Below are 25,916 nucleotides of genomic sequence, written 5' to 3' on the forward strand. Positions count from 1 at the left end.
TCAGCGGTGTGCGGCCGGGGTGTTGGCCGAGGTGACGTTCACGGCGGCCCAGGCCTTGTCCACCGTGGTGTACTCCGTGCTGTTGGCACCGTAGAGGTCCTTGGCCGCCTTCAGCGTCGCGTTGCGCGCGTCGTGGAAGTCGGTCGTGGAGACCATGTAGCGGGTCAGGGCCCGGTAGAAGATGGCCGTGGCCTTGGTGCGCCCGATGCCCTTGACCGTCGAGCCGTCGTAGGTCGGCGAGTCGTACTGGACGCCGCCGATCGTCTTGCGGCCGCTGCCCTCGGCGAGCAGGTAGTACGCGTGCGAGGAGACGCCGGAGCCGGCGTGCACCTCGGCGTCGTACGCCTCGGGCGACCAGTAGTCGATGGTGCCCTCGAGCCGGTCGAGCGACGGGTGGTCGAGGCGGCGCAGGAATTTCTGGGCCAGGCCCATCTTCTCGCCGATGAGGTAGTCCGGCTTGTCCGACGCGTTGTTCGCGAAGAACTCGACGTTGGAGCCGAAGATGTCGGCCAGGGACTCGTTCAGCGCGCCCGGCTCGCCGTACTGGTTGCCTTCCGCGTCGACGCGGGTGGGTTCCAGCTTGGCGGTGGCGTCGACGACGCCGTGGGTCAGCTCGTGGCCGCTGACGTCGAGGGCGACCAGCGGCTTCTTGAACATGTCGCCGTCGCCGTCGCCGTAGAGCATGCAGTCACAGGTCGAGTCCCAGAACGCGTTGGCCACCTTGTTGCCGAAGTGGACCATGGCCTGAGCGCCCTTGCCGTTGTTCTCGATGCCCTTGCGGCCGAAGGTCTTCTTGTAGAAGTCCAGGGTCTCGGTGATGCCGTACTGGGCGTCGGCAGCAGCGGTGTTGCGGCTGGTGACCCTGCCGTTGCCGAAGACGTCGTTGGTGGTGGTGATCTTCTTGCCGCGGGCGAAGTTCTCCAGTTCCTGCCCCTTGGCGTCCCGGGTCTCGGTGCCCCAGCGGGTCGGGTCCTTGAGGAGGTAGGTGGTGCGGGCCGTGCGGGTGGTGGTCAGCGGGACCGTGCCGACGAAGAGGGACTTGCCGGTGCCGTGGGCCGTCGACGGGTAGCGGGTGGCAGCGGCCGCGGAGGAGGCCGACGCGGCCGCGAGTCCGGCCGTCTGCGCACCGGCGCCCGTGGCGGGGTCGAGCTTCTCGCCGTGCTCGCGCAGGGTGTCGAGCAGCGCGGGCGAGAGGAACTCGTCGCTGTCGGGGGTGTTGCTGCGCACCTTGCCGGTGACGGCGTCGATGACGACCGTCCGGGAGCCGCTGCCCTCGGCGGTGCCGCTGTCGCTGACCCGCACCTGGTAGGCGAGGGCGGATGCGCCGTCACGGGCGTCCACGACGAGCTCGGCGGTGCCGGCGTCACCCTTGGCGGCGGTGGCCGCCTTCTGCTGCGCCTCGGCGGCCGACAGCTTGGCCGCGGTGGCGGCAGCAGGCTTGACGGTGTGTCCGGCGGCCCGGGTGACACCGGCGTACGTCAGCTGCCTGGTGAGGTGGACGACGAGGTCGCCGCCGAGCACCTGCATGCCCTGGTGTGCCCGGGTGAACCGGACGTGCCGGGCGCCCTCCGGGTCGATCATGACGTCCTCGGCCTGCAGTTCGTCGCCCTGGGAGACGCCGGTCGCGGACGAGTGGGCGAAGGCGGCGGCGCGGGCGGCGGTCACCACGGAGGCGGCCGAGGTGCCGACGGTGGCGGCGGTGTGGCTCGTCCCCGTGGTGGTGCCGAAGGCGGTGCCGGCCAGGCCCGTGGCGGCCGTCGTCACGGCGACGGCAACCGCCACGCTGCGTATGTGCGGTCTACGCACTGATGAGGGTTCCTTCCTTGCAAGGCGGCCGGGATCACCAATCGCCTTGACGCATGGCGCCGTTGGGCGCCATGGGGGCTGGTCGGGCCCCGGAAAGAAACCCTTTCGGACGAGTCATGTCCATGTAAAGACTAAAATATCGCTTTCCGTGCGATATATGGCAATACTTTGCAAATCCACATCGCTCAGTGATCAGTGGGTGACCAACTGTGTGTCGACTGTGGAGATGTGACGACACGGAAGAAAGTTGCCTCACGTGAATGTGACTCATCTCGCATCCAAGGGCACGGTCCTGGGAACGGTCGTGCTCTCCCTGCTCGCGGTCCCCTCGTATGCCACCGCCACCGCGCCGCTGCCCAAGCCCGATCTGATCGGCCTGCAAAGCCACCTCGTCACCGCGCTCAAACAGGGCGCACCGGGCGCGGTCGCCCGGCTCGACGACCACGGCAGGGTCGAAGGGGCCGCCATGGGCGTCGCCGACCGCAGGAGCCGACGGACGATCAGCACCGCCGACCGGTTCCGCATCGGCAGTGTCACCAAGACCTTCACGGCCGTCGTGCTGTTGCAGCTGGCCGACGAGGGCAAGCTGAGGCTCGACGCCCCGGTCGACCGGTATCTGCCGGGGCTGCTGCCGGACCGCACGATCACGGTGCGCGAGATCCTGGGCCACCGAAGCGGCCTGTACGACTACACGAACACGATGTTCGCGAAGACGGTCCCCGGCTTCCAGGAGGTCCGCAGCAAGGTCTTCACCTACCGTGAGCTCGTCAAGCGGTCGCTGTGGCACCCGCGCACCAGCGCCCCGGGCGCGTTCTCGTACTCCAACACCAACTTCGTCGTCGCGGGCATGCTCATCGAGAAGCTGACCGGCCACTCCGTGCGGACGGAGTACGAGAACCGCATCTTCAAGCCGCTGAAACTGCGCGACACCTTCTACGTCCACCCCGGCACGCAGATCCCCGGCCGCCACGCCAGGGGCTATCTCGCACCGGACCAGAAGGACGCGCCCCTGATCGACGCGACCGAGCAGACGATGTCCTGGGCGCAGACGGCGGGCGCGATCATCTCCAGCACCCGGGATCTGAACACCTTCCTCTCCGCCCTGCTCGGCGGCCGGCTGACCTCGCCGGCCCAGCTGCGGCAGATGGAGCGCATGGTGCCGGTCAGCAGCACCCAGGGGTACGGGCTGGGGCTGGGGCGGCGCGATCTGTCCTGCGGGATCTCGGTGTACGGGCACACGGGCGTCGTCCAGGGCTACTACACGTACGCGTTCGCCACGAAGGACGGCCGGCGCAGCTTCACGGCTGTGGCCACCACGTCCAACAACGTCGCCGTGCTCAACACGATGCAGGGCACGATGGAGTCCGCGTTCTGCGGCAAGCAGACGAAGGTCCGGCGCGCCGCACCGCCCGTCGAGCGCTACGAGGACATCGCTCCCGGGATTGCCCGGAACTGAGCCGGTGGGAACCGGGCCGCCCCGGTGGACGTTGTCCGGTGGAGCCCATCGAGGGATGAGCGACGACACCGGGGCGGCGGGATGAGCGAGTTGGTGCCCGGGGGCAACATGCCCCTTCCGGACGGTGCCCTGACCGTCCGGGTGCCCGGCCCCTTCGATGTGTCCGCGCTGATCACGGATGACGGAGGCAGGGTCCGCGGCGACGGCGACTTCGTGTTCTACAACCAGCCCTCCGCCCCGGGCGCCCACCTTGACGGCCACACCCTCACCGTCGACCCGCGGAGGCTGCGCCCTGCAGCCACCAGGGTCACCGTGGTCGTCAGCCCCGCCGAACCCGGCACTCCCCTGCTCCGCCTGCCCGCGCCCACGCTCCACGTGTCGGCCCCCGGCGGCCGCCCACTCGCCCGCTTCGCCGCGCCACGCCCGGGCCAGGAGACGGTGCTGCTGCTCGCGGAGATCTACCGGCGGGGCGGCGGCTGGAAGCTGCGAGCCCTGGGACAGGGCTACGCCGACGGGCTCGCCGGGCTTGCGCGGGACTTCGGCGTGGACGTCCTCGACGAAGGGACCTCGGCGGCATCGGCGACGACCCCCGGGGTGCAGACCGGCTCTGCGACGCGACGTGCACCCGGAGGCCATGCCTCGGCCCCGACACCGACGTCCCCGCCCGCACCGTCGGCCGCGACGTCCCGACCCGCGGCCCCCGCATCCCGGCGCGCCGGAACCTGGCCGACGCCCCCAACGCCGCCGGCCCCCCGGGCCCGCCCCCACTCCCCCGCCCCGGCCGCACAGAAGTCCCCTGACCCGGACGGCCTTCTCGGCCCGGTCAACTCCGCCCGTGCCGAAGCCGGTTCCCCGCCCGTGGCCCTTGACGCCCGTCTGACATCAGCGGCCCACGCCCATGCGGCCGCCATGACCTCGGCAGGCCGCCTCGGTGTCGAGGGCAGCGACGGCCTCTCCCTCTACCAACGCGTCACGGCCGCCGGGTACACATATCTCACCGTCGGCGAGCACCTGGTCTCCGGCCCGCGTACGCCCGCCGAGTTCGTCCGGTACTGCCTGAGCGAAGAGCAATCCGGCCGCACCCTGCGCGACCCGGCCTTCCTGCATGCCGGGCTGGCGTACGTCGGCGACGGCCGGTCGGGAGACATCTACTGGACCGCGCTGTGGGCCAGGCCGCTCACCCCGGGCGACCTCGCGCGGACGGCGGCCGAGGTCGTCGGCCTCACCAACCTGGAGCGCGCCGGCGCCGGTCTGCCGCCCTTGACCACCGACCCCCTGCTCACCACCGCGGCGCAGGCGCACAGCGCGGACATGGTGGCCCGCGCCTTCTACTCGCACACTTCACCGGACGGGAGCCGGCCCTGGGACCGGGCCGCCGCCGCGGGCGCACGACGGCGCTCGATCGGCGAGAACATAGCCTGCGGTCAGCGCTCACCCGCCGAGGTCGTCGACGGCTGGATGAACAGCCCCGGCCACCGCGCCAACATCCTCGAACCCGACTTCACCCACATCGGGATCGGCTTCTCGGGCGGTGGCCCGGCAGGCATGTACTGGACCCAGCTGTTCGGCGCCTGACCACCGGAGCCCCTTCCCGCGATCTTGGCGGAACGGAATCCTCCGGGACAGGATGCGCGTATGAAGGGTTCCCTCTTTTCCAGCGAGCACATGGTCCAGCCGGCGACCGCGCCCGGCATGACGATCGAGAACGCCAAGTGCATCAAATACGCGGTGAACGGCGAGATGCTCGCCCGCCAGGGCGCGATGGTCGCCTACCGCGGCAACCTCCAGTTCGAGCGCAAGGGCCAGGGCGTGGGCGGCATGCTCAAGCGCGCGGTCACCGGGGAGGGGCTGCCGCTGATGGCGGTGCGCGGGCAGGGCGAGGCCTGGTTCGCGCACGAGGCGCAGAACTGTTTCGTCGTCGAGGTCGACCCCGGTGACGAGTTCACCGTCAACGGCCGCAACGTCCTGTGTTTCGACGCCTCGTTGTCGTACCGGATCGCGACGGTGAAGGGCGCGGGCATCGCCGGCGGCGGCCTGTTCAACAGTGTCTTCACCGGCCAGGGCCGGCTGGGTCTGGTGTGCGAGGGCAATCCGCTGGTCATCCCGGTCTCCCCGCAGTTCCCGGTGTACGTGGACACGGACGCGGTGGTCGGCTGGACGGCCGGTCTGCAGACCTCGCTGCACCGTTCGCAGTCCATCGGATCGATGCTGCGCGGCGGCAGCGGGGAGGCCGTGCAGCTGATGCTGCAGGGCGACGGACATGTGGTCGTACGGCCGAGCGAGGCGACGCCGCAGAAGGCCCAGCAGCACTGAGCCCCACGGAGTGATCTGCGCCTCAGGAGCAACCTCTCCGGCGCCGCCGACGTCTTGATCCCCAACAGGTGACGCCCTGGCCCCATGGGTCAGGGCCCATTTTTCGACGCTCTATACACGCCATGTATACGTGCAATGTATAGATGGCGTGTATACCGGCCATCGAAAGGGATTCATGTACGGCAAGGCATTCGCCCCGGAATACCAGGGCGCCCTGAACACCCTCTCCGTGAACTCCTCGCTGACCGATGTACTGGCCGCCGGCACACGGGAGTTAAAAGCGGCCGAGCGGGCCGGGCGGCACGGGGAGGTGGCCCGTTCCGGCCTCGCGGTGGCCGAGGCGCACCGCCGGCTGGGGCAGGTGGGGGACGCCGACCGGGCGTGGAAGGCGAGCTACCGTGCGGCCCGCGCGGCCGGGGACACGGCGGCGATGGCGTGGGCGCTGTGGAGCGGCGGCACCCTGGCCCGGCAGCGGGGCGCCTTCCCGCTGGCCCGGCGGCTGCTGGGGCTCGCGGCGGAACTCGGCGAACGCGGCGGTGACGTCGTCGTACGCGGTTACTCCCTCGCGGGACTCGCCGAGACCGGCCGCATCCAGGGCGACTACCAGGCCGTCCGCAGGCTGCACGAGCAGCTGCTGGCGGAGGCGCGGCGGCGTGGCGAGGCGCGGCACACTGTGTGGGCGCTGGAGGGCATCGCGCAGATCCACCGCAACACGGGTGAGTACGACACCGCGTACGCGCTGTTCGAGGAGGCGGCCGAGATAGCCGCGCGCGCCGACGACCGGCGCGGCCACGCCTGGGCGCTGCGTGGGCTCGCCGACATCGTGTCCGTGCGGGACGGGAACGCCGAGCGGGCGCTGGCGCTGCTGTCCGAGGCGGAGACGAGCTGCCGGGCGATGAAGCTGTCCAGTGCGCTGGCCTACAACCACAAGATGCGCGGCAACGTCCTGTACCGGGCGGGGCGCTGGGCCGAGGCCCGGGACCTGTACGAGCAGGCTCTTGCGGAGTTCCGTGCGATGAGCGAGCCGCGCGGGCAGGCGCTGGCGCGGCTGGGCCTGGCCAAGTCCCTGGCCCGGCTGGGCCGCGACCGCGCCGAGACGGCAGCCGACCTCGCGGAGCTGGCGGGCGAGTTGGAGCGGATCGGGCTGCGGCACGCGCGGGAGATGGTGGCGCGGGCGCAGCAGGAGTTCGGCGTGGCCGCGGAGGCCGTACGGTGACGGCGCTTCCCTCGACGCTGCGGGCACCGGCCGAGCCACCCCAAGTCCTCGTCCGCTGCCGCGAGTTGGTACGGCCCGCGTTGGTGGAGGCCGTGGGGCGCATGCATCCGTGGGTGGGTGAGATGGCCGCCTACTCCTTCGGCTGGTGCGAGGTGGGCGGTAAGCCGACCGGTGCCTCCGGCGGGAAGGGCGTGCGGCAGGCGCTGGCCGTGCTCGGAGCCGAGGCCGCCGGCGCGGAGGGGCGGGCCGGGGTGCCCGCGGCGGTCGCCGTGGAGCTGGTGCACACCTTCTCCCTCCTGCACGACGACATCATGGACGGCGACGCGGCCCGGCGGCGCCGGCCCACCGTCTGGAAGGCGTACGGCACCGGGCCCGCCGTCCTCGCGGGAGATGCCCTGTTCGCGCTGGCCGTCGAGACCCTCGCCGCGGCACCGGGCGGGCCGCAGGCGGTGCGGGTGCTGTCGGTGGCGCTGGGTGACCTGGTGCGCGGCCAGGCGGACGACCTGCTGTTCGCCGCGCGCCCGTGGAGGGGGCCGCAGCGGGTGCGGCCGAAGGAGTACCGGGCGATGGCCGAGTACAAGACGGGCGCACTGCTCGGCTGCGCCGCCGCACTCGGTGCCCTGCTCGGCGGCGCGGCGCCTTCGGTGGTCGACGCTCTCAAGCGGGCCGGGCGGCACCTGGGGATCGCCTTCCAGGTCGTCGACGACGTCCTGGGCATCTGGGGTGACCCAGCGCTCACCGGAAAGCCCGTGCATGGCGATCTGCGGGAACGCAAGAAGACGTTCCCCGTGCTGGCCGCACTCGACTCCGGGGCCCCGGCGTCCCGCCGACTCGCCGCGCTTCTGGATGCTGACGGGGACCCCTCGGAGGCGGCCACGCTGATCGAGACGCTGGGCGGTCGGACGGAGGCGCTGGCCGAGGCGCATGCGCGCATTGCCGCGGTGGAGGCAGCTCTGGCCGATGTGGCCCTGCCTGCACGGCCGGTGGAGGAGTTGCGCTCCTTGCTGGAGTATCTGGTGCGGCGGGACCTCTGAGGCGGTGGCGGCGCCTGCCTGCGGGGCGCCGTCGCCCTTCGCCCGCCATGAGCGGCGAAAGCGTTTGACCTGAGCCGTCTCCGGCGTCAGGGTGCGAAGGGGTACGGGCCCTCGTCTCCCCCGTGCCGGGAAGGGTGACTGTCTTGATCGGGATCTCCGAGGTCGAAGCCGTGGCCGAGCGCATCGCCGGGCAGGTCGTGCGCACGCCGACGCTGCCGAGCCCGGGACTGGCCGCGCTGCTCGGAGTTCCGGTCACCGTCAAGCTGGAACTGCTGCAGCGCACCGGTTCGTTCAAGGTCCGCGGGGCTACGGCGAAGCTGCTGTCGCTGAGTGCCGGCGAGCGGGCCGCCGGAGTCGTGGCGGTCAGCGGTGGCAACCACGGGATCGCCGTCGCGGTCATGGCCGCCGCCCTCGATGTGAAGGCCACGGTGGTCATGCCGCGCTCGGCACCCGCGCGCGCGATCGAGATCGCCGAGGCGGCGGGAGCATCGCTGCGGCTGACGGACGCGATGGACGAGGCGTTCGCCCTGGTGAAGCGGTTGCAGGAGGAAGGGCTGACGCTGGTCCACCCCTTCGACGACCCGGTGGTCGTGGCCGGGCAGGGCACCGTCGGGCTGGAGTTCGCCGCCGACGCGGGTGACGTCACCGATGTACTCGTCAGCATCGGGGGCGGCGGACTGATCTCCGGTGTCGCGGCCGCGCTGCGCAACCGGCGGCCCGGGGTGCGGATCTGGGGCGTGGAGACCGAGGGGGCCCAGGCCATGTCAAAGGCGCTGGCGGCGGGCGGCCCGGTGCCGGTCGCCCTGTCGTCCGTCGTGAGCACGCTCAGCGCACCCTCCGTCTCGCAGTTGACCTACGACCATGTGTCCGCGCTGGTCCACGAGGTTCTCGTGGTGCCGGACCGGGAGGCCGTGCAGGGCACGCTCGACCTCGCCGACCATGCCAAGGTGTGGGCCGAGCCCGCGGCCGGCTGTCTGCTGCCCGCGGCCCGGCAGGTCCTGCAGCGGGTCGGTGAGGGCGCACGGCTGGGGCTGGTCGTGTGCGGGGGCAACGCGACGACCGCCGATGTCATGGGGTGGGCGGAACGCTTCGGGCTGCGCTGAGTTGCCGGGCCCATGGGCGCCGATGATTTGTGGATCCTTTGAACACATACCGTCGCGCTCCCCGTACCTCTGTGAAAGGTGAGAGCCAGGGGTACGACGAGGGATGGCCATGGTCAAGGCGCATGTCTTCACGCACGAGTTGGTCGCCGGAAGGTACCGGCTCGTCGATGTCGTCCACCAGGAGACGAACCGCATCTGCTGGTACGGCAAGGACGTCAACGTCGGACGGGCCTATCTCCTCACCCAGATCGCGCTCCCGGACGACCCGGACGCCGAGGCCGCGCCCCGGGCGACCGCCCGTGTCATCCGCATGTCCGAGACCATGGGGCTGATGTGCCCCGGCGCGGTCGCGACGGTCGTCGACGCCGTGGAGCAGGACGGCACGCTGTGGACCGTGACCGAATGGATCGACGGGACGCCCCTGAGCGAACTCGTCGCCCAGCAGGGCACGTTCAACTATGTGCGGGCGGCCCGTATCGGGCTGGAGCTGCTCGAGGTGCTGGAGGCGGCGCACGGCGAGGGCATCACCCACGGCGAACTCAGCCCCGGCCAGGTCTATGTGCAGGAGCGGGGCGGGATCGTGGTCACCGGCTTCGGCCTGGCCGGCGCGACCCTCGCACCAAGGCTCTCCGCACCGTCGTACGCCTCCCCCGAGCAGGCCCGTGACGAGCGCATCGGGCCGGCGGCCGACCTGTGGGCGCTGGGGGCGATCCTCTACACGATGGTCGAGGGACGTCCTCCGTTCCGGGACCGGGACCGGCCCGAGGCCACCTTGAAGGGCGTGGACCGGCTTCCGCTGCGCACCCCGGTGCACGCCGGGCCCCTCACCCCCACCGTGCAGGGGCTGCTCCGCAAGAATTCCAGGGAGCGACTGACCCGCCCCGTGGTCCGCGAGGCCCTCACCCGCGTCCTGACCGAGGACCCCGACACGCTCTCGGCCACCGTGGCGCGGCCCCGGCTGCGCGGGGTGTACACCGCCGCCTGCCATGCCGCCCCCGGCTGGAGCAGACGCACCATGGCCATCGGGACCGCACTGGCCGTGCTGACCGTGACGGCCGCCGTGCTGGCCGCCACCGATCAACTGCCGGGCGCCGGCACGTCCTCGACGGACACCGCACCCCAGCCGGCGGTCTCCGCCACCGCGTCCGCCGCGCCGCCGGACAGCCGCACCGACGGCAGGAACCCCAGCCCGTCCGCACCGCCCACGCCGACCGCATCACCGACGACATCCGCGCCCTCCCCCTCGTCCTCCGCGTCGGCCGGCGCGCTGCCGCCGGGTTTCCACCGCTACACCGCACCCGAGGGCTTCGCCGTCGCCCTCCCCAAGGACTGGAAACGGGTGAACACCTCGCGGGTCGGCGACCTTTCGACCCGCGTGACCTTCGGCGCGGACGGCGATCCCCGTACCCTCGCGGTCACCTACAGCACCGTTGTGGGCCCCGACCCGGTCGCTGTCTGGCGCGACGACGTCGAGCCCCGGCTGGAGAAGGACGACGGCTTCCAGCGGATCGGCGAGATCAAGGCCACGACGTACCAGGGCCACAAGGCCGCCGACATGGAGTGGCTGTCGGAGGCCGACGGCACGCGGGTGCGCACCTTCGGGCGGGGTTTCCTGCTCGGCGGCGGCCGCGGCTTCTCACTGCGCTGGACGACTCCGGCCGCCGACTGGAACGACGCCGCCGACCGGCAGGCGCTGGACACCTTCCTGCGGACCTTCCGGGTGACGTCAGGCTGAGGTCCGGGGCGCGCACAGCGCACGCAGCGGGGGGCTGTGCAGCGGAGTGGTGTGCCATCGCGCTGTGAAGGTGCGCTCCGGCAGCGAGCACGTGACGGTCAGCCGGTGCGGCGTCTCCAGGAACACGACGTCCACGGCGAGGGTGTCCGCGTCGGTCCATCCACCGCTCACGGCGGTGGGCAGCGGCTCGTCGGTGACGGTCCAGTCGCCCTCCCCGATCAGCAGGCCGAGTCCGTGCCCGTCCTCGGTGAGGCGCAGGGCCCAGCCCTCCGCACTCCTCGTCACCCCGGCCCCGGTCAGCTTCGGCTGATCCGGACAGAGGCCGCCGTACGGGGTGAACTCGGCGCCCGCCCAGTCCTGCGGCTGCTCCGGCGGTGCGGGCTTTCCTGCGGCCGGGGGCAGCGCGAGCCGCGTCAGCCGCTCCCGCAGGGCCGTGTCCTCGTGCGCGCGGCCCGGCAGCGGTGCGGGGCCGAAGGCGGGCAGCAGGTGCTGCCAGACAAGATCGAGCACCTGCTGCATCTGCTCGGTCGCCGCCGTCGTCGCGATCACGGCGTCGTGCTCGGGCAGCACCAGGCAGAACTGCCCGTACGCGCCGTCACCGCGGTAGCCGTGCCGGGAGGTCCAGAACTGGAAGCCGTAGCCCTGCTGCCAGTCCGGCAGCGCCCCCGCAGCCGTACCGTCGCCGTTGCCGATGTGCGGGCGCGTGGCCTCGGCCACCCACCCCTCGGGCAGCAGGCGCCGTCCCTCCCACACCCCGTCCTGCAGATACAGCTGGCCCAGCCGGGCGACGGCGTCGGTGGTGGCGTGCAGCCCGCTGAAGCCCAGTTCGCGGCCGGCCCGGTCGCGCAGCCAGGCCGTCTCGCCCACGCCGAGCGGGTCCAGCAGCCGCGGGCGCAGATACGCGGTCAGGGACTGACCCGTGACGCGCTGCACGATCGCGGCGAGGGTGTAGGTGGTGGGCTGGTTGTAAGCGAAGACGGTCCCCGGCTCCCGCTCGGGCGGCAGCAGCAGGAAGCCGCGCACCAGGTCCGCGCGGTCGGTGGCGAGCGCCCGGTCGAGGGTCTCCGCCTCGTGCCCGCTGGCCATCGAGGCCACGTGCCGTACCAGCATCGCGCGGCTGCGCGGATCGGTGATGGCGGCGTCGAACTCGGGAAAGTACGAGATCACCGGGTCGTCGAAGCGCAGCAGCCCGGCGCCGGCGGCGATCCCGGCGGCCGTCGCCGTGAAGCTCTTGCTGAGGGAGTACAGCAGGTGCGGTCGCTCACGGGTGTACGGCGCCCACCAGCCGGAGGTCACCAGCCGGCCGTGCCGCATGATCATCAGACTGTGCGGTTCGATGTCCGCAGCGGCTTCGAGGGCGTCGAGGAAGGCGTGGACGCCGACGGCGTCGACACCTTGGGCGGCGGGGCTGCCGACGGGCAGCGGGCGAGCGCTCATGAGGGCATCCTCCCCGCTGAGCGGCGGCGAGATCGAGGGCTGTTTTCCGCTGCGTGTACCGGGGACTCGGCGGACATGGTGCAAATCGGATACACGATGATGACCGAGCAGGCCGGCCCCCGTGACCTCGTCGACCATCTGGTGCGGGCCGAGGGCGCCGGCTACGACTTCTCCGTGACCTCGGACCACTACTTCCCCTGGCTGCGCTCGCAGGGCCACTCGCCGTATGCGTGGAGCGTGCTGGGCGCGGCGGCGCAGGCGACCTCGCGCATTCCGCTGATGACGTATGTGACATGTCCGAGCGTCCGCTACCACCCGGCGGTGGTGGCGCAGAAGGCGGCCACGATGCAGTTGCTGTCCGAGGGCCGCTTCCGGCTGGGACTGGGCTCCGGCGAGAACCTCAACGAGCATGTGGTGGGCGGCGGTTGGCCGTCCGTCGACGTGCGCCACGAGATGCTGGAGGAGGCGGTGGAGATCATCCGGGCGCTCTTCAAGGGCGGCCATGTCAACCACCGCGGCACGCACTTCGACGTGGAGTCGGCCCGGCTGTGGGACCTGCCGGACGAACCGCCGCCCATCGGCATCGCCGTCTCCGGCGAGCAGTCCTGCACCCTCGCGGGCAGGCTCGCCGACCTGGTCATCGCCACCGAGCCCAAGGCGGGCCTGCTGACGGCGTTCGACGAGCACGGCGGTGCGGGCAAGCCGCGCGTGGGCCAGCTGCCCGTCTGCTACGACCCTGACCGGGACACGGCGGTCAAGCGCGCGCACGCGCAGTTCCGCTGGTTCGGCAACGGCTGGAAGGTCAACTCCGAGCTGCCGCACCCGGACGCGTTCGAGTCGGCGACCCAGTTCGTCACCCATGACGACGTCGCCTCGTCGATCCCCTGCGGCGACAACCCGGACGACTTCGTCGAGGCCGTACGTCCGTACGCCGAGGCCGGCTTCGGGGAGGTCGCGCTGGTGCAGATCGGCGGCGAGTCCCAGCCGGCGTATCTGGACTGGGCGGAGAAGACGCTGCTGCCGGCGCTGCGGGACGCCTTCGGCTGATCGCGAAAGCCCGGCGGACGGGTCCGGATAGGCTGCCGGTCTGCACTTTTGCAGTCCGACCAGCTTTGCACAGGAGAGTCGTCCGTGACCCTAGCGATCGTCCCGTCCGAGTCGTCCCCCGCCCCGCTGTCCGACCTCGTCGCGCGGGACGCGCGCGAGTTCGGCGTGTACGCGCGGACCGGAGGATGGGCCTTCGGCCTGATGGTGGCGCGCAGTGTACGGCCCGGTGGGCAGGGCGCGGAGGAGACGCCGAAGGTGTCCGCGAAGGAGTTCGCGGAGCTGGCCGGGTGCTCCCCCGAGCGCGTCATGCGGTACTACAAGGCCTGGGACCGGGCCGCCGACGACGGCATGGTTCCGCACTTCGAGGCGCTCGCGCCGGGCCAGGAGGTGGAGTTGCCGGACGCGGACGTGTGGCTGGGCTACTACGTCTCCCGCAACAGCGCGACCTCCGAGCGCGGCACCGCCATCGCTCAGGCCGCCGAGGCGGAGGGCATCCGGCCGACGAAGGCGCTGGAGGTCGCGGAGAACCCCACCGCCCTGCGCGCCGCGATCCTCGCCGACCCCTCCACCGCCCGGGCGGCCCGGCAGGCGCTGCTCGACCGGGTCCGTGAGGACCCGGAGCTGCAGGCCGAGTTGGCGCGGGACGTGGTGCGCACCGACGACCTGAAGAAGGCCGTCGCCACCGAGAGCCGGGCCGCCGACCGGATCGGCTATGTGCGTCAGATCGCCGAGTCGGGGCAGGTCAAAACCCCCGCGGGGCAGACCATCGACGCGCCGGTCGACCTGCGTCAGGAGGCCGAGCGGCACCTGTCGCTCATCGACGAGCTCGAGGACGACGAGGACACCGGCCAGTGGGCCGGCGAGGCCTACGACACGATGAAGTCCCTCGTCGCCGAGGCCGTGGAGGCCGACCCCGAACTGCGTGTGCAGGAGCGGCGGACGAAGTTCTACAGCAGCCTGCAGAAGGCGACGAAGGCGTTCGAGGAGCTGACCTTCGACGATGTGCAGGACTTCGTCGAGGACGACATGGTCCAGCGCCTGGAGGAGCTCCAGCAGGCCATCGTGATGTGCCTGAGTGCGCTGCGCGGCGACAAGGGCTGAGGATCAGGGCCCGGGCGGGGCTGAGCAGCCGTACTCATGCCCTCGCCCACCCGCTCGGCCGGCATGGGGGCTTCCATGAGGAGGAGCCCCCATGACTGCTGTCCTGCACTCCGCCGCCCCGCGACGGCGGCTGCCCGCCCTGCTGGCCGCCGCCGTGGCCGTGGGACTGGCCGCCTCGGCCTGGCGTGCGCGCGATCGCACCACCTGGTTCCTGGAGACGGTGTGGGTGCTGGCCGGACTGCCGCTGGTGTTGCTGACCTGGCGCCGCTTCCCGCTGACGAACCTGCTGTGTTGCCTGTTGGCCGCCCATGCGCTGGTCCTGGCGGTGGGCGGCCACTACACCTACGCGCAGGTGCCGCTGGGCGACTGGGTTCGGGACACCTTCGGCCTTGCCCGCAGCCCGTACGACCGTTTCGGCCACCTGATGCAGGGCTTCGTACCGGCGGTCCTGGTACGGGAGTTGCTCAGCCGAACCTCACCGTTGCGCGGCAGCCGCTGGCTGGCGCCGCTGACCGTGTGCGCGTGCCTCGCGTTCAGTGCCGTCTTCGAGATGCTGGAGTGGCTGGCCGCGGTGACCGGCGGGCATTCCGCGGACGCCTTCCTGGCCACGCAGGGCGATGTGTGGGACACGCAGTGGGACGTGTTCTGCGCGCTCATCGGCGCCACGGTGTCCGTGCTGGTGCTCTCCCGCCTGCACGACCGGCAGCTCGACGACCTGGGTGTCACTCCGTATGGCGACGCCGGGCCCACAGCGGCACCGCGTACCAGCACAGCGCGTACCACGCGACCACTGCCATGACGAGCCAGGTCACGGCGCCGTTGTGGGTGGCGACCCGCAGGATCAGCAGCAGCGAGGAGGTCATGGTGGCGAGCAGGAGCGCCAGACCGACGAAGGTCATCCGGGAGGCCCATTCCACTGCCTGCGGCTTGACCCGCCGCCCGGACACCAGGCGGTGCAGGGAGACCGGCCCGATCAGCGCTCCGGTCGCGGCGGCGCCCAGCACCACGGTCACGATGTAGATGGTCTTGTCGGTGTGTGCCAGCGAGTCGTACTTCTGCTGGAACACCACGGTGAGCAGGAAACCGAACAGGATCTGCACCCCGGTCTGGGCGACCCTGACCTCCTGGATCAGCTCACCCCACTTCCGGTCGGCCCTCTCCTCCTCGGTCTCGTGCCGCCCCCACTCGTTCAGTTCTGCTCTGCTGTTTGTGGCCGGCAAGGTTCCTCCCGGCTCGATCGCCCCGGATGTCTACCTGACCCGGGTTCCCTGTTCGCGCGGGATTGACCGGGCCGTGCGCGATCGGACCCTGTTTGGGCGATCAACAGTCGGTTACACGGAGCGCATGGCGTACGACGACCACCCGAGGAGTCCGACGACCATGTCCGGCAGCGAGCTCACGGTCACCGTCAGCGGCGGCACCGCCGCGGACGCACGCGCGGTCGTGCGGGTCCTGGAGCCCGCCTTCGGAATGCCGAAGGAGGAGCTTCCCGCCGACGACGAGGTCACCGTCCACACGGCGAGGTTCGACCACGATCCGGCAGGCCGGCCGCCCCAGCCCGGTCCCGCCGGCCATCTGTCCGGGGCGGTGACGCTCACCGTGCAGGGTTCCCCCATGGCGGTGGCGCAGGCGCGTGAGACGCTCACGCACGCCTTCACGGCCCAGGACCAGGGCTCGGTCTCCGGCGACCAGGAGCAGGAGTGGCAGCTGCTCCTGGAGCCGTGAGCCGATCGCCTCGGTTACCAGCGGGCTTCCACCTGGTCCTTGATCCGGCGGTCGTAGAGGTCGCGGATGGCGGTGAGTGTCTCGTCCGTGAGCGGCGGGAGCTTGGCGGCGGCCGCGTTGGCGCGGGCCTGCTCGGGTGAGCGGGCGCCGGGGATCACGGTGGTCACGCCGGGCTGCTGCACGATCCAGCGCAGCGCGAGCTGGGCCGGGGTGTAGCCCTCGGGCGCGAGCGCGGAGAACTCGGCGGCCGCCTCGACGCCCGTGGTGTAGTCGACGCCGGAGAAGGTCTCGCCTACGTCGAACGACTCGCCGTGCCGGTTGTAGGTGCGGTGGTCGTTGGCGGGGAAGACGGTGTCCTTGGTGTACTTGCCCGACAGCAGACCGGAGGCGAGCGGGACCCGGGCGATGATGCCGACGCCGGCCTCCTGCGCGGCCGGGAGGACCTCGCGCAGCGGCTTCATACGGAACGCGTTGAGGATGATCTGGACGCTCGCCACGTTCGGCCGGGCGATCGCGGTCAGCGCCTCCGCGCAGGTCTCCACGCTGACCCCGTAGGCCGCGATGCGCTCCTCCTCGACCAGGGTGTCCAGGGCGTCGAACACCTCGTCCGTGGAGTACACGGGCGTGGGCGGGCAGTGCAGTTGTACGAGGTCGATGCGGTCGACGCCGAGGTTGCGCCGTGAACGGTCGTTCCAGGCACGGAAGTTCTCGAGGACGTAGTTCTCGGGGATCTGCTCGACGCGGCGGCCCATCTTCGTGGCGACCAGCACATGCAGGTCCGGCCTGCCGCTGAGGAACGCGGCGACGGTCTGCTCGCTGCGCCCGTCGCCGTACACGTCGGCGGTGTCGAAGAAGGTCACCCCCGACTCGGCCGCAGCCTCCAGCACCGCCAGGGCTTCCTTGTCGTCGACGTCTCCCCAGTCGGCGCCCAGCTGCCATGTGCCCAGACCGACGACGGATGCGTGCTGACCCGACCTACCGAATGTGCGCTCGTCCATGGCGTCAGTCTGTCATTGGTCACGCCCGGGCACGGAACCGACCGCTCCGGAGCGCCACCTGTGAAACATTCACTCGGACGAGTGATGGCATTGGACAGAAATCCTGCACGTGTCCACGGGCCCCTAGCGTGAACCCGTGACTGATTGTTCAGCGAGCAACTTATCGTCCGGGTCGTCGGAGAACTCGTCGTTGAGCCGCCGCGGCTTCCTTGCGGGCGCGGCCGCGCTGGCCGCCGTCCCCGTGCTGATCGCGGCCGATCCGGCGGTCGCCGCGCAGGAGCTGCCGGACTTCCCGGCGGAAGTCGCCCTGTACCGCTCGGCGTACCGCAACTGGGTCGGTGAGATCACCGCGGACGGACTGTGGGCCTGTGCTCCGGCCGACGCGGATCAGGTGGTCGAGGTCGTCAACTGGGCCTGGCGGCACGGCTGGAGGGTGCGCGCCCGGGGTTCCGCGCACGGCTGGTCGCCGCTGACGATCACCGAGGGCACCGCCTCGGACGCGCGCGTTCTCCTCGTGGACACCGCCCCTCATCTCGCCGGCCTGTCCCTGCACTCGGCGACCGCGGTGCGCGCCGGCACCGGCGTCACGATGGAGGGCCTGCTCACCTATCTGGAGGCGCACGGTCTGGGGGTCACCGCCGCGCCCGCTCCCGGTGATCTCACCCTGGGCGGTGCGCTCGCCGTCGACGCGCACGGCACCGCCGTACCGGCGCAGGGCGAGCGGCGGCTGCCCGGGCACACGTACGGCTCGCTCAGCAATCTGGTGCTGTCGCTGACGGCGGTCGTGTGGGACGAGAGCTCCGGAGCGTATGTGCTGCGGACGTACGAGCGCGACGAGGCGGACTGTGCCGCGCTGCTCACCCATCTGGGCCGTGCGCTGGTGACGGAGGTCGTGCTGCGGGTGGGCGCGAACGTCAATCTGCGGTGTGTGAGCCGTACGGACATCCCGGCCGCCGAGCTCTTTGCGGCGCCCGGCTCCGCGGGGCGCACCCTCGCGAGTTACCTCGACACGTCGGGGCGGGTGGAGGCGATCTGGTTCGCCTTCACCGAGTTCCCCTGGTTCAAGGTGTGGAGCGTGGCGCCGACGCGGCCGCTCACCTCGCGGCATGTGACATCGCCGTACAACTATCCGTTCTCCGACAACGTCCCGACCGTGGTGGCGGACCTGGTCGGGCGGATGACCTCGGACGCGGCCTGGTACCTGGCTCCGGTGCTGGGCAACGCGCAGTACGACGTGGCGGCTCTCGGGCTGGTGGCGACGCTGTCGGCGGACATCTGGGGGCCGTCGAAGAACACCCTGCTCTACATCAGGCCGACGACGCTGCGGGTGACAGCGAACGGCTACGCCGTGCTCACCACGCGGGCCCAAGTACAGCGTGTGGTCGCCGAGTTCACATCCTTCTACCAGGAGCGGCTCGCCGCGTACGCGGCGCTGGGCCGCTTCCCGGTGAACGGTTCGGTGGAGATCCGGGTGACCGGCCTGGACGACCCGGCCGATGCCGAACTGGACGGTGCCCGGGCCCCGTTGCTGTCGGCGCTGCGGCGCAGCGACACGCACCCCGAGTGGGACACGGCGGTGTGGCTGGACGTCCTGACGCTGCCGGGCACACCGTACGCGGAGGCCTTCCTGCGTGAGCTCGAACAGTTCCTGCTGCGCACGTACGACGGGGAGCACGCGCTCACCCGGGTCGAGTGGTCCAAGGGCTGGGCCTACACGGACGAGGCCGCCTGGAGCGACGAGGGGGTGCTGGGCACGACGGTGCCCGCGTCGCTGGGCGAGGCGTCCTGGGGGCAGGCGGCCGGCATCCTGGACCGGCTCGACCCGCACCGCGTGTTCGGCAACGGGTTCCTGGACCGGTTGCTGCGTTGAGCGGTGCCGTTCTTGTGGTGCGGCCGGGGGCTACGGCCGCGGGGTTCCTCCGCCCGGTGTGAGGTGCGCCTGCAGCGCGGGTGCGCAGCGGGCCACGACCTCCTCCAGCGCGGCGCCCCGCACATGGGTGCCGCGCGCGATGCCGTACATCACCCCGAGGCCCAGCAGGTTCGCGACGGCCAGCTCGGCGCGCAGGCCCGCTTCGGGGCCGTCGAGGCGTTCGGTGAGGCGGTCGGTGACCTGGGTGCGGAAGTTGGTCCGCAGGATGTCGCCCTGTGCGCCGTGCAGGGGCGCGAACACGATCCGCAGGAGCGGGTCGGCGCCCTGCTGCGACTGGCTGACCAGCACATGGCGGACCATGTGCCGGCCGAGCTCGTCCAGCGGCGCGTCGAGCAGTGCCTCGGCGTCGGTCTCGAAGGACATGACGCGGGCGAAGAGGGCGTCCTTGTTGCCGAAGTACTTCAGGATCAACGGCGCGCTGACACCGGCCCGTTCGGCGACCGCCTTGAGCGTGATGTCGGCGTGGGCGTGGCGGGCCAGCAGGTGGCGGGCCGCCTTGAGGATGGCCGTCCTGGTCGCCTCGGCGTCCCGGCGGGCGGGAGCGGAGGTGGTGGGGGGAGTGCTCACGGCACTCATGCTCCCTCCAGCGCCTCGTCGTGGGGATCCCGGGTCCGCCCGCGGGCCCGGGGCGTCCCGCTCTTCGTCGCGTCGCCGGGGATGGTGAGGGCTGCGGCACTGGCCGTCAGGGCGACCGCGCCGGCGATGCCGAAGGCGAGCAGATAGCCGTGCAGGGTGGGCACGGGGGCTGAGCCGACCAGGCTGGTGTGGTGGACCAGTACGGCGGCGACGGCGGCGCTGGAGACGGCCTGGCCGATGGTGCGCATCAGGACGTTGACGCCGTTGGCGGAGGCGGTCTGCTCGGCTGGCACGGCGCGCAGGATCAGGGTGGGCAGGGCCGAGTAGGCGAGGGTGGTGCCGGTGGCCACCACCGTCGCCCCCAGGATGATCATCCAGAGGTCGCGGCTGTTGGCGATGCGCACCGCGTAGCCGCAGGCGATGACCGCCGCCCCGAGGGCGAGGGTGATACGGGGGCCGCGGGCCGCGGAGATCCGGGCCGAGACGGGCGAGAACAGCAGCATGGTGACGCCGCCGGGCAGCAGACACAGGCCGGTCTGCACGATCGACAGCCCGAGTCCGTACCCGGTGGCCTTGGGCGCCTGCACGAGCTGGGCGGTCACCAGGGAGTTGGCGTAGAAGGCGAACCCGGTGAGCAGCGCGGCCACGTGCGACAGGCCCACGCGCGGCCTGGACACCAGCCGCAGGTCGACCAGCGGAAGTTCGGTGCGCAGCTGCTGCCACCACCACAGGGCCAGTACGACGACGGCGCCGAGGAAGAGGCCGACGACCCGCGCGCTCCCCCACCCCCACTGCCCGCCCTGCGAGACACCCAGCAGCAGGCACACCAGCCCTGCGGCCAGACCCAGTGCGCCCGGTATGTCGAAGCGGCCGGGCTGCCGCACGGGCGACTCCTTGACCGCCCACCACACCGCCGTCACACCGAGTGCGCCGAGTGCGCTGGTCAGCCAGAACATGGTGTGCCAGTCGGCGTACTGCACGACCAGCGCGGCCAGCGGCAGGCCCAGAGCGGCGCCGATGCCGACGGTGGAGCTCATCAGCGCCACCGCGGAGCCACGACGCTCCGGCGGCAGCTCGTCGCGCAGGATGCTGATCGACAACGGCACCACGGAGGCGGCGGCGCCCTGCAGGGCGCGGGCCGCGATGAGGACGACGATGTCGGACGACAGGGCGCACATCACCGAGCCGACGGTCATCAGGACGAGGGCCGAGGCCAGCACCTTGCGCTTGCCGTACATGTCGCCGGCCCGGCCGAGCACCGGAGTGAGCACGGCGCCGGACAGCAGGGTCGCCGTGACCATCCAGGAGACCGTCCCCGCGGAGGAGCCCGTCAGCCGCGGCAGATCGGGCAGGAGCGGTACGACGACGGTCTGCATGACGGCCATGAGGATGCCGCCGAACGCCAGCACCGGAATCGTGAGCCGGTCACGCAGGGCTCCTCTTCCGGAGGTTCGGGGTATCGGGCCTGGCTGGTCCATCGGCACTCCAGCGACGATGCATCGAAAGTACGGGTGAATATCAATTCACCTTAGCCGGTGAATTGCCATTCACCCAAGAGGGACGCCGGTCCCGCGACGGAGGGTGCCGTTGGTGCGGGTGAGCGGGTCGGGCGACCGGATCGCGTCAGCTTCCCGAGGTGAGGCAGGCCACTGACGGCACTCTCGCCCGCCAAGGACCACCCGGAACACCGGGGGCGACGAGAAGAATTTCCCCTTCCGGGTGGCGCGGGGCACCTCGCACGGCAAGATCATCTTCGTTCAGTCCTGTACAACATGTCGGCAATTGTCCTGATCGCAGCCAACCACGCTCGACGGATTTCTCCTGCTCTCGGCGGGGCCGATAGGCATTCCCGGTCGTCAACCGAACGCACCCCGGAGATCCCGTATGCCGACCCTGACCCGACGCCGCGCGCTCACCGCGGCGGCCGCCCTCACCGCGGCGGCCGCCGCCCACACCGCCACCGCGCCTGCCGCGACCGCCGCGGACCACCAGCACCCCGGCTCCCCCGAGCCCTTCGACGAGGTCTACAAGGGCCGCCGGATACAGGGGCGGCCGGCCTCCGGGGGCGGTCACCACCACGGCATGGGTTACACCGTCCTCGTCGACGGGGTCGAACTGCACGTGATGCAGAACGCCGACAGCACCTGGATCAGCGTCGTCAGCCACTACGCCCCCGTGCCCACGCCGCACGCGGCTGCACGTGCCGCCGTCGACGAGCTGCAGGGCGCCCGGCTCATCCCCATGCCCATGCCCATGCCCATGCCCGCCAACTGAACCGTCCCGCAAGCACCTTGGGAGCACCCTCAGCATGACCGTCCGCAAGAACCAGGCGAGCCTGACCGCCGAAGAGAAGCGGCGCTTCGTCGCCGCCGTCGTCGCACTCAAGCGCAGCGGCCGCTACGACGCCTTCGTCACCACCCACAACGCCTTCATTCTCGGCGACACCGACAACGGCGAACGCACCGGCCACCGTTCACCGTCCTTCCTGCCCTGGCACCGAAGATTCCTGCTGGACTTCGAGAGCGCACTGCAGTCGGTGGACGCGTCGGTCGCGCTGCCCTACTGGGACTGGAGCACCGACCGCTCACCGCGTTCCTCGCTGTGGGCACCGGACTTCCTCGGCGGCACCGGGCGCGCCCGTGACGGCCAGGTGATGGACGGCCCGTTCGCCGCGTCCGCGGGCAACTGGCCGATCAACGTGCGGGTCGACGGCCGTGCGTTCCTGCGTCGCCAACTGGGGGCGAACGTACGGGAGTTGCCCACCCGGACCGAGGTCGAGTCGGTGCTGTCCACAGAGATATACGACATGCCACCGTGGAACAGCGCCTCGGACGGCTTCCGCAACCACCTGGAGGGCTGGCGCGGCGTGAACCTGCACAACCGGGTCCATGTGTGGGTCGGCGGGCACATGGCCACCGGGGCCTCCCCCAACGACCCCGTGTTCTGGCTCCATCACGCCTACATCGACAAGCTGTGGGCCGAGTGGCAGCGGCGCCACCCCGGCTCCGGCTATCTGCCGACCGCCCAAACACCGGACGTGGTCGACCTCGACGAGACGATGAAGCCGTGGAACGACGTACGGCCCGCCGATCTGCTGGACCACACCGCCCACTACACCTTCGACACCGACTGACGGCCCAGCCCGGCGGTTTGCTCCGCAGGTCAGGGGTACCCGCGCCGGACGCAACCGATGTAGAGCGAAGGAGGGGTTCACCCGTGTCGCAGGTCGAGGAATCCATCGAGGTCGGCGTCCCGGTGCACACCGCCTACAACCAGTGGACTCAGTTCGAGACGTTCCCCGAGTTCATGAACGGCGTGGACCGCATCGAACAGCGCACCGACACGCTCACGCACTGGGTGACCAGCGTCAACGGCGTGCACCGCGAGTTCGACGCGGAGATCACCGAGCAGATCCCGGACGAGCGGGTCGCCTGGACGACCGTCGCGGGTCAGGCCCGGCAGGCCGGGGCGGTGACGTTCCACCGCCTCGACGACCACCACACCAAGGTCATGCTGCAGATGGACTTCCATCCGGACAGCATCACCGAACAGGTCGGCGACAAGCTCGGCTTCGTGAAGCGGCAGACCAAGGGGGACCTGGAACGCTTCAAGAAGTTCATCGAGGCGCGCGGCCAGGAGACCGGCGAGTGGCGCGGCGTGGTCACCTGACCTGCGCCCGGCCTTGAACGGTGTGCCGTACGGCCCCGGCCCTAACCGGCCTCCGCCGTACGGCACTCCGGGTGCCCCCAGCCCTGCCCGTTCTTGGCGATGGGCTCACCAGCCGCGTAGGAACGGCCGCACAGGCAGCGGCCCGGGAACTTCGCCTTGATGGTGCGGGACGACGAGCCCGTACGCTGCCGGGAAGCGGCAGGCTTCCGGCGCGGGGCGCTCGCCTTCGGGGTGTCCGGTGAGGGCGGCGGCGCCGGTGAACCGAGGTCGCTGCCGGCGGGCTCCTGGACCTTGGCGGCCTGGCTGGCGGCGCGGTCGGCGAAGTCGTTGAGCGGATCGCCGTCGACCTGGTGGGCGGGCACGTAGCGGAATTCGACCGTGCGACCGTCCAGCAGTGCGTCGATGCGCACGACCAGTTCCTGGTTGGCGACCGGCTTGCCGGCGGAGGTCTTCCAGCCGTTGCGCTTCCAGCCGGGCAGCCAGGTGGTGACGGCCTTCATGGCGTACTGGGAGTCCATGCGGACCTCGAGCGGGACACCCGGGTCGGTCGCCGCCAACAGGCGCTCCAGGGCGGTGAGTTCGGCGACGTTGTTGGTTGCCGTGCCCAGCGGCCCCGCCTCCCAGCGGGCCGGGGTCGCGGAGTCGTCGGAGACCACCCATGCCCAGCCCGCCGGTCCCGGATTTCCCTTCGAAGCCCCGTCGCACGCGGCCACCACACGTTCACGCATGGCCTCGATCATGCCACGGGCGCACAGGGACCTCGACCACCGCCGGGGAGACCCTCGTACGTCCTAGACGTCCTTCGTCTTGGGCACCTCTCCCTCGGTCCTGGTGATGTCGATCACCGAGAAGCTCGCGCCCTGCGGGTCGCTGATCGCCGCGAACCGGCCGTAGGGGCTGTCCATCGGCCCGAAGCGCAGGACGCCACCGAGCTTGGTGGCCTTGGCGACCGCGTCGTCGCAGTCGGGGACGACGAAGTACAGATTGATGTAGGACGGCACCTCGGGCGGGAACTCCTCGCCCATCTTCATCCGGCCGAGGACCGTGTTGTCGCCGAGGTTGAACATGCGGAAGTCGACATTGTCGTCGACGATCTGCTGCGCCGTGTACGGGAAGACCGCGCTGAAGAACGCGTCGGCCTTCTCTGGTTCGCGGGTGAAGACCTCGGCCCAGCCGTAGGCACCCGGCACGGCGGTCGCCTCGAAGCCCTCGTGGGTGCCGCCCTGCCACAGGCCGAAGACGGCGCCGCTGGGCTCGCGGGCGATGCACATGGTGCCGAACTCGCCGACCTGCATGGGCTCCATCAGCACCTCGCCGCCGTTCTCACGGATCCTGGCGGCGGTGGCGGCGGCGTCCGGTGAGGCGAAGTAGAGGCACCACTGCGACTGGGCCTCCTGGCCGGGCATCGGCGGTACGACGGCGGCGACCGCCTTGCCGTCCGCATAGGCCTGGGTGTAGTTGCCGTACTCCGACGACGCCTCGCCGAAGGTCCAGCCGAGGACGTCACCGTAGAAGCTCTTCGCTCCCTCGACGTCGCCGAACATCGCATCGGCCCAACAGGGGGTTCCCTCAGGTTGTACGGCCATGGCTGCGGCTCTCTCCCGAATCGGCGGATGGTCCGTTTCCTCACGCTAGTCATGCATGCGGTGAAGCGCGCGCCGAACGCCGGGGTCCGTTTCAGACTGGACGGGCAGGGCCTCGGCCCACATTCGACGCGGCGGACGGGGTGCGGAATGGCGGACGGGACGATGCGTGCGTGGTCGGTGGTGACACCGGGACCGGTCGAGGAGAAGGGTCTGCGGCTCGTGGAGAAACCGGTACCGGTACCCGGTGACGACGAGCTCCTCGTGCGGGTGCGCGCCTGCGGGGTGTGCCGCACCGATGTGCATGTCAGCGAGGGGGATCTGCCGGTGCACCGGCAGGGCGTGACGCCCGGCCACGAGGTCGTGGGCGTGGTGGCCGGATCCGGGGCGGGGGTCACCGGCTTCACCACCGGGGGCCGGGTGGGGGTGGCGTGGCTGCGGCGCACGGACGGCACCTGCGGGTACTGCGCGCGCGGGGCCGAGAACCTCTGCCCGTCCTCGCGGTACACCGGCTGGGACGCGGACGGCGGCTACGCCGAGTACACGACCGTGCCTGCCGCGTACGCCCACCGCCTGCCGGAGGCCGTCGACGACGTGGCGCTCGCGCCGCTGCTGTGCGCGGGGATCATCGGCTACCGCGCGCTGCGGCGGGCGGCGCTGCCGCCGGGCGGACGGCTGGGGCTGTACGGGTTCGGGGGCAGCGCCCACCTGTGTGCGCAGCTCGCACTGGCCGAGGGCGCCACCGTGCACGTGATGACCCGCGGCGCGGCGGCGCGGCAGCTCGCGCTCGGCCTGGGCGCCACCTCCGCGCAGGACGCGTACGCCATGCCGCCCGAGCCACTGGACAGCGCGATCCTGTTCGCACCGGTCGGCGACCTGGTACCGGTCGTGCTGCGGGCCCTGGACCGCGGCGGCACCCTCTCGATCGCCGGCATCCACCTCAGCGACACACCACCCCTGCACTACGAGACCGATCTGTTCTACGAGAAACAGATACGTAGCGTCACCTCGAACACCCGCGAGGACGCCCGCGAGTTCCTGGCCCTGGCCGCCCGCCACGGCATTCGCGCCACCACCCACACCTATCCCCTGACACGGGCCGACGAGGCCCTGCGGGACCTCAAGGCCGGGCGCTTCGACGGGGCGGCCGTACTGGTCAACGACCTGTGACCCACTGCTGGGATCCA

24 protein-coding genes are annotated in these 25,916 nt (G+C 71.3%); 16 read left to right on the top strand and 8 right to left on the bottom strand.

The features are described from left to right. Positions 1-1,806 carry a M4 family metallopeptidase gene (locus ACWCRD_RS17405; RefSeq protein ID WP_450966683.1) on the bottom strand — a complete coding sequence of 602 codons (1,806 nt, stop codon included), beginning with the start codon at positions 1,804-1,806 and terminating at the stop codon, positions 1-3. Positions 1,807-2,053: 247 nt separating this feature from the next. On the opposite strand from ACWCRD_RS17405, the gene ACWCRD_RS17410 reads away from it, so the two are divergent. From ACWCRD_RS17410 to ACWCRD_RS17440, 7 genes are all read left to right on the top strand, one after another. After that, positions 2,054-3,262, top strand: a complete 1,209-nt coding sequence (locus tag ACWCRD_RS17410) for a serine hydrolase domain-containing protein (RefSeq protein ID WP_450966684.1) — start codon at positions 2,054-2,056, stop codon at positions 3,260-3,262. 81 nt (positions 3,263-3,343) lie between these two features. Beyond that, the gene (locus ACWCRD_RS17415; protein WP_450966685.1) at positions 3,344-4,837 is read left to right on the top strand and encodes a CAP domain-containing protein; all 1,494 of its coding nucleotides are present in this window, start codon (positions 3,344-3,346) and stop codon (positions 4,835-4,837) included. Positions 4,838-4,897: 60 nt separating this feature from the next. Beyond that, positions 4,898-5,575, top strand: a complete 678-nt coding sequence (locus ACWCRD_RS17420; RefSeq protein WP_450966686.1) for an AIM24 family protein — start codon at positions 4,898-4,900, stop codon at positions 5,573-5,575. A 175-nt stretch (positions 5,576-5,750) separates the two neighbouring features. Continuing rightward, positions 5,751-6,791, top strand: a complete 1,041-nt coding sequence (locus ACWCRD_RS17425; RefSeq protein WP_450966687.1) for a tetratricopeptide repeat protein — start codon at positions 5,751-5,753, stop codon at positions 6,789-6,791. Then, entirely contained in the window at positions 6,788-7,825 is a 1,038-nt protein-coding gene (locus ACWCRD_RS17430) for a polyprenyl synthetase family protein (protein ID WP_450966688.1), read from the top strand. The genes ACWCRD_RS17425 and ACWCRD_RS17430 overlap by 4 nt, the downstream gene beginning before the upstream one ends. Positions 7,826-7,968: 143 nt before the next feature. Next, positions 7,969-8,928 carry a threonine/serine dehydratase gene (locus ACWCRD_RS17435; protein ID WP_450966689.1) on the top strand — a complete coding sequence of 320 codons (960 nt, stop codon included), beginning with the start codon at positions 7,969-7,971 and terminating at the stop codon, positions 8,926-8,928. 109 nt (positions 8,929-9,037) lie between these two features. Next, positions 9,038-10,663: a serine/threonine protein kinase gene (locus ACWCRD_RS17440; protein ID WP_450967011.1), complete on the top strand. Its 1,626-nt coding sequence runs from the start codon at positions 9,038-9,040 to the stop codon at positions 10,661-10,663. Here ACWCRD_RS17440 and ACWCRD_RS17445 read toward each other — a convergent pair. Beyond that, positions 10,655-12,100: a serine hydrolase domain-containing protein gene (locus tag ACWCRD_RS17445; RefSeq protein WP_450966690.1), complete on the bottom strand. Its 1,446-nt coding sequence runs from the start codon at positions 12,098-12,100 to the stop codon at positions 10,655-10,657. The two genes, ACWCRD_RS17440 and ACWCRD_RS17445, sit on opposite strands and share 9 nt — an antisense overlap. Before the next feature lie 75 nt (positions 12,101-12,175). Here ACWCRD_RS17445 and ACWCRD_RS17450 point away from each other — a divergent pair, with 75 nt between their 5' ends. The 3 genes from ACWCRD_RS17450 (at position 12,176) to ACWCRD_RS17460 (ending at position 15,047) form a co-directional block, all read left to right on the top strand. Next, positions 12,176-13,147: an LLM class F420-dependent oxidoreductase gene (locus tag ACWCRD_RS17450; protein WP_450966691.1), complete on the top strand. Its 972-nt coding sequence runs from the start codon at positions 12,176-12,178 to the stop codon at positions 13,145-13,147. 84 nt (positions 13,148-13,231) lie between these two features. Continuing rightward, the gene (locus ACWCRD_RS17455; protein WP_450966692.1) at positions 13,232-14,248 is read left to right on the top strand and encodes a hypothetical protein; all 1,017 of its coding nucleotides are present in this window, start codon (positions 13,232-13,234) and stop codon (positions 14,246-14,248) included. Positions 14,249-14,339: 91 nt separating this feature from the next. Beyond that, positions 14,340-15,047: a DUF2238 domain-containing protein gene (locus ACWCRD_RS17460; RefSeq protein WP_450966693.1), complete on the top strand. Its 708-nt coding sequence runs from the start codon at positions 14,340-14,342 to the stop codon at positions 15,045-15,047. Here ACWCRD_RS17460 and ACWCRD_RS17465 read toward each other — a convergent pair. Further along, positions 14,971-15,468, bottom strand: coding sequence for a DUF6328 family protein (locus tag ACWCRD_RS17465; protein WP_450966694.1), 498 nt, complete (start codon positions 15,466-15,468; stop codon positions 14,971-14,973). The two genes, ACWCRD_RS17460 and ACWCRD_RS17465, sit on opposite strands and share 77 nt — an antisense overlap. Positions 15,469-15,628: 160 nt before the next feature. Here ACWCRD_RS17465 and ACWCRD_RS17470 point away from each other — a divergent pair, with 160 nt between their 5' ends. Beyond that, a complete protein-coding gene (locus tag ACWCRD_RS17470; RefSeq protein WP_450966695.1) occupies positions 15,629-15,973 on the top strand; it encodes a hypothetical protein in 345 nt (114 codons plus the stop codon). Positions 15,974-15,987: 14 nt separating this feature from the next. Here ACWCRD_RS17470 and ACWCRD_RS17475 read toward each other — a convergent pair whose 3' ends face one another. Next, entirely contained in the window at positions 15,988-16,971 is a 984-nt protein-coding gene (locus tag ACWCRD_RS17475; RefSeq protein WP_450966696.1) for an aldo/keto reductase, read from the bottom strand. A gap of 136 nt (positions 16,972-17,107) precedes the next feature. On the opposite strand from ACWCRD_RS17475, the gene ACWCRD_RS17480 reads away from it, so the two are divergent. Next, positions 17,108-18,841, top strand: a complete 1,734-nt coding sequence (locus tag ACWCRD_RS17480; RefSeq protein ID WP_450966697.1) for a cholesterol oxidase substrate-binding domain-containing protein — start codon at positions 17,108-17,110, stop codon at positions 18,839-18,841. 30 nt (positions 18,842-18,871) lie between these two features. On the opposite strand, the gene ACWCRD_RS17485 is transcribed toward ACWCRD_RS17480, so the two are convergent. Next, positions 18,872-19,477 (bottom strand): TetR/AcrR family transcriptional regulator, encoded by a 606-nt coding sequence (locus ACWCRD_RS17485; RefSeq protein ID WP_450966698.1) that lies wholly within the window; start codon positions 19,475-19,477, stop codon positions 18,872-18,874. After that, positions 19,474-20,955, bottom strand: coding sequence for an MDR family MFS transporter (locus ACWCRD_RS17490; protein ID WP_450966699.1), 1,482 nt, complete (start codon positions 20,953-20,955; stop codon positions 19,474-19,476). The genes ACWCRD_RS17485 and ACWCRD_RS17490 overlap by 4 nt, the downstream gene beginning before the upstream one ends. 406 nt (positions 20,956-21,361) lie before the next feature. Here ACWCRD_RS17490 and melC1 point away from each other — a divergent pair, with 406 nt between their 5' ends. From melC1 to ACWCRD_RS17505, 3 genes are all read left to right on the top strand, one after another. Further along, positions 21,362-21,751 carry an apotyrosinase chaperone MelC1 gene (melC1, locus tag ACWCRD_RS17495; protein ID WP_450966700.1) on the top strand — a complete coding sequence of 130 codons (390 nt, stop codon included), beginning with the start codon at positions 21,362-21,364 and terminating at the stop codon, positions 21,749-21,751. 34 nt (positions 21,752-21,785) lie between these two features. Next, positions 21,786-22,610, top strand: coding sequence for a tyrosinase MelC2 (melC2, locus tag ACWCRD_RS17500; protein WP_450966701.1), 825 nt, complete (start codon positions 21,786-21,788; stop codon positions 22,608-22,610). Between the two features lie 83 nt (positions 22,611-22,693). Then, positions 22,694-23,146 (top strand): SRPBCC family protein, encoded by a 453-nt coding sequence (locus ACWCRD_RS17505; protein WP_450966702.1) that lies wholly within the window; start codon positions 22,694-22,696, stop codon positions 23,144-23,146. Positions 23,147-23,187: 41 nt separating this feature from the next. Here ACWCRD_RS17505 and ACWCRD_RS17510 read toward each other — a convergent pair whose 3' ends face one another. Continuing rightward, positions 23,188-23,886, bottom strand: coding sequence for a ribonuclease H family protein (locus ACWCRD_RS17510; RefSeq protein ID WP_450966703.1), 699 nt, complete (start codon positions 23,884-23,886; stop codon positions 23,188-23,190). Between the two features lie 51 nt (positions 23,887-23,937). Further along, positions 23,938-24,732, bottom strand: a complete 795-nt coding sequence (locus ACWCRD_RS17515; RefSeq protein WP_450966704.1) for a VOC family protein — start codon at positions 24,730-24,732, stop codon at positions 23,938-23,940. 162 nt (positions 24,733-24,894) lie between these two features. On the opposite strand from ACWCRD_RS17515, the gene ACWCRD_RS17520 reads away from it, so the two are divergent. Next, positions 24,895-25,899, top strand: a complete 1,005-nt coding sequence (locus ACWCRD_RS17520) for a zinc-binding alcohol dehydrogenase family protein (protein ID WP_450967012.1) — start codon at positions 24,895-24,897, stop codon at positions 25,897-25,899. The last annotated feature ends 17 nt before the right edge of the window (positions 25,900-25,916 follow it).

The sequence above is a fragment of the Streptomyces sp. NPDC002092 genome, assembly GCF_053593775.1.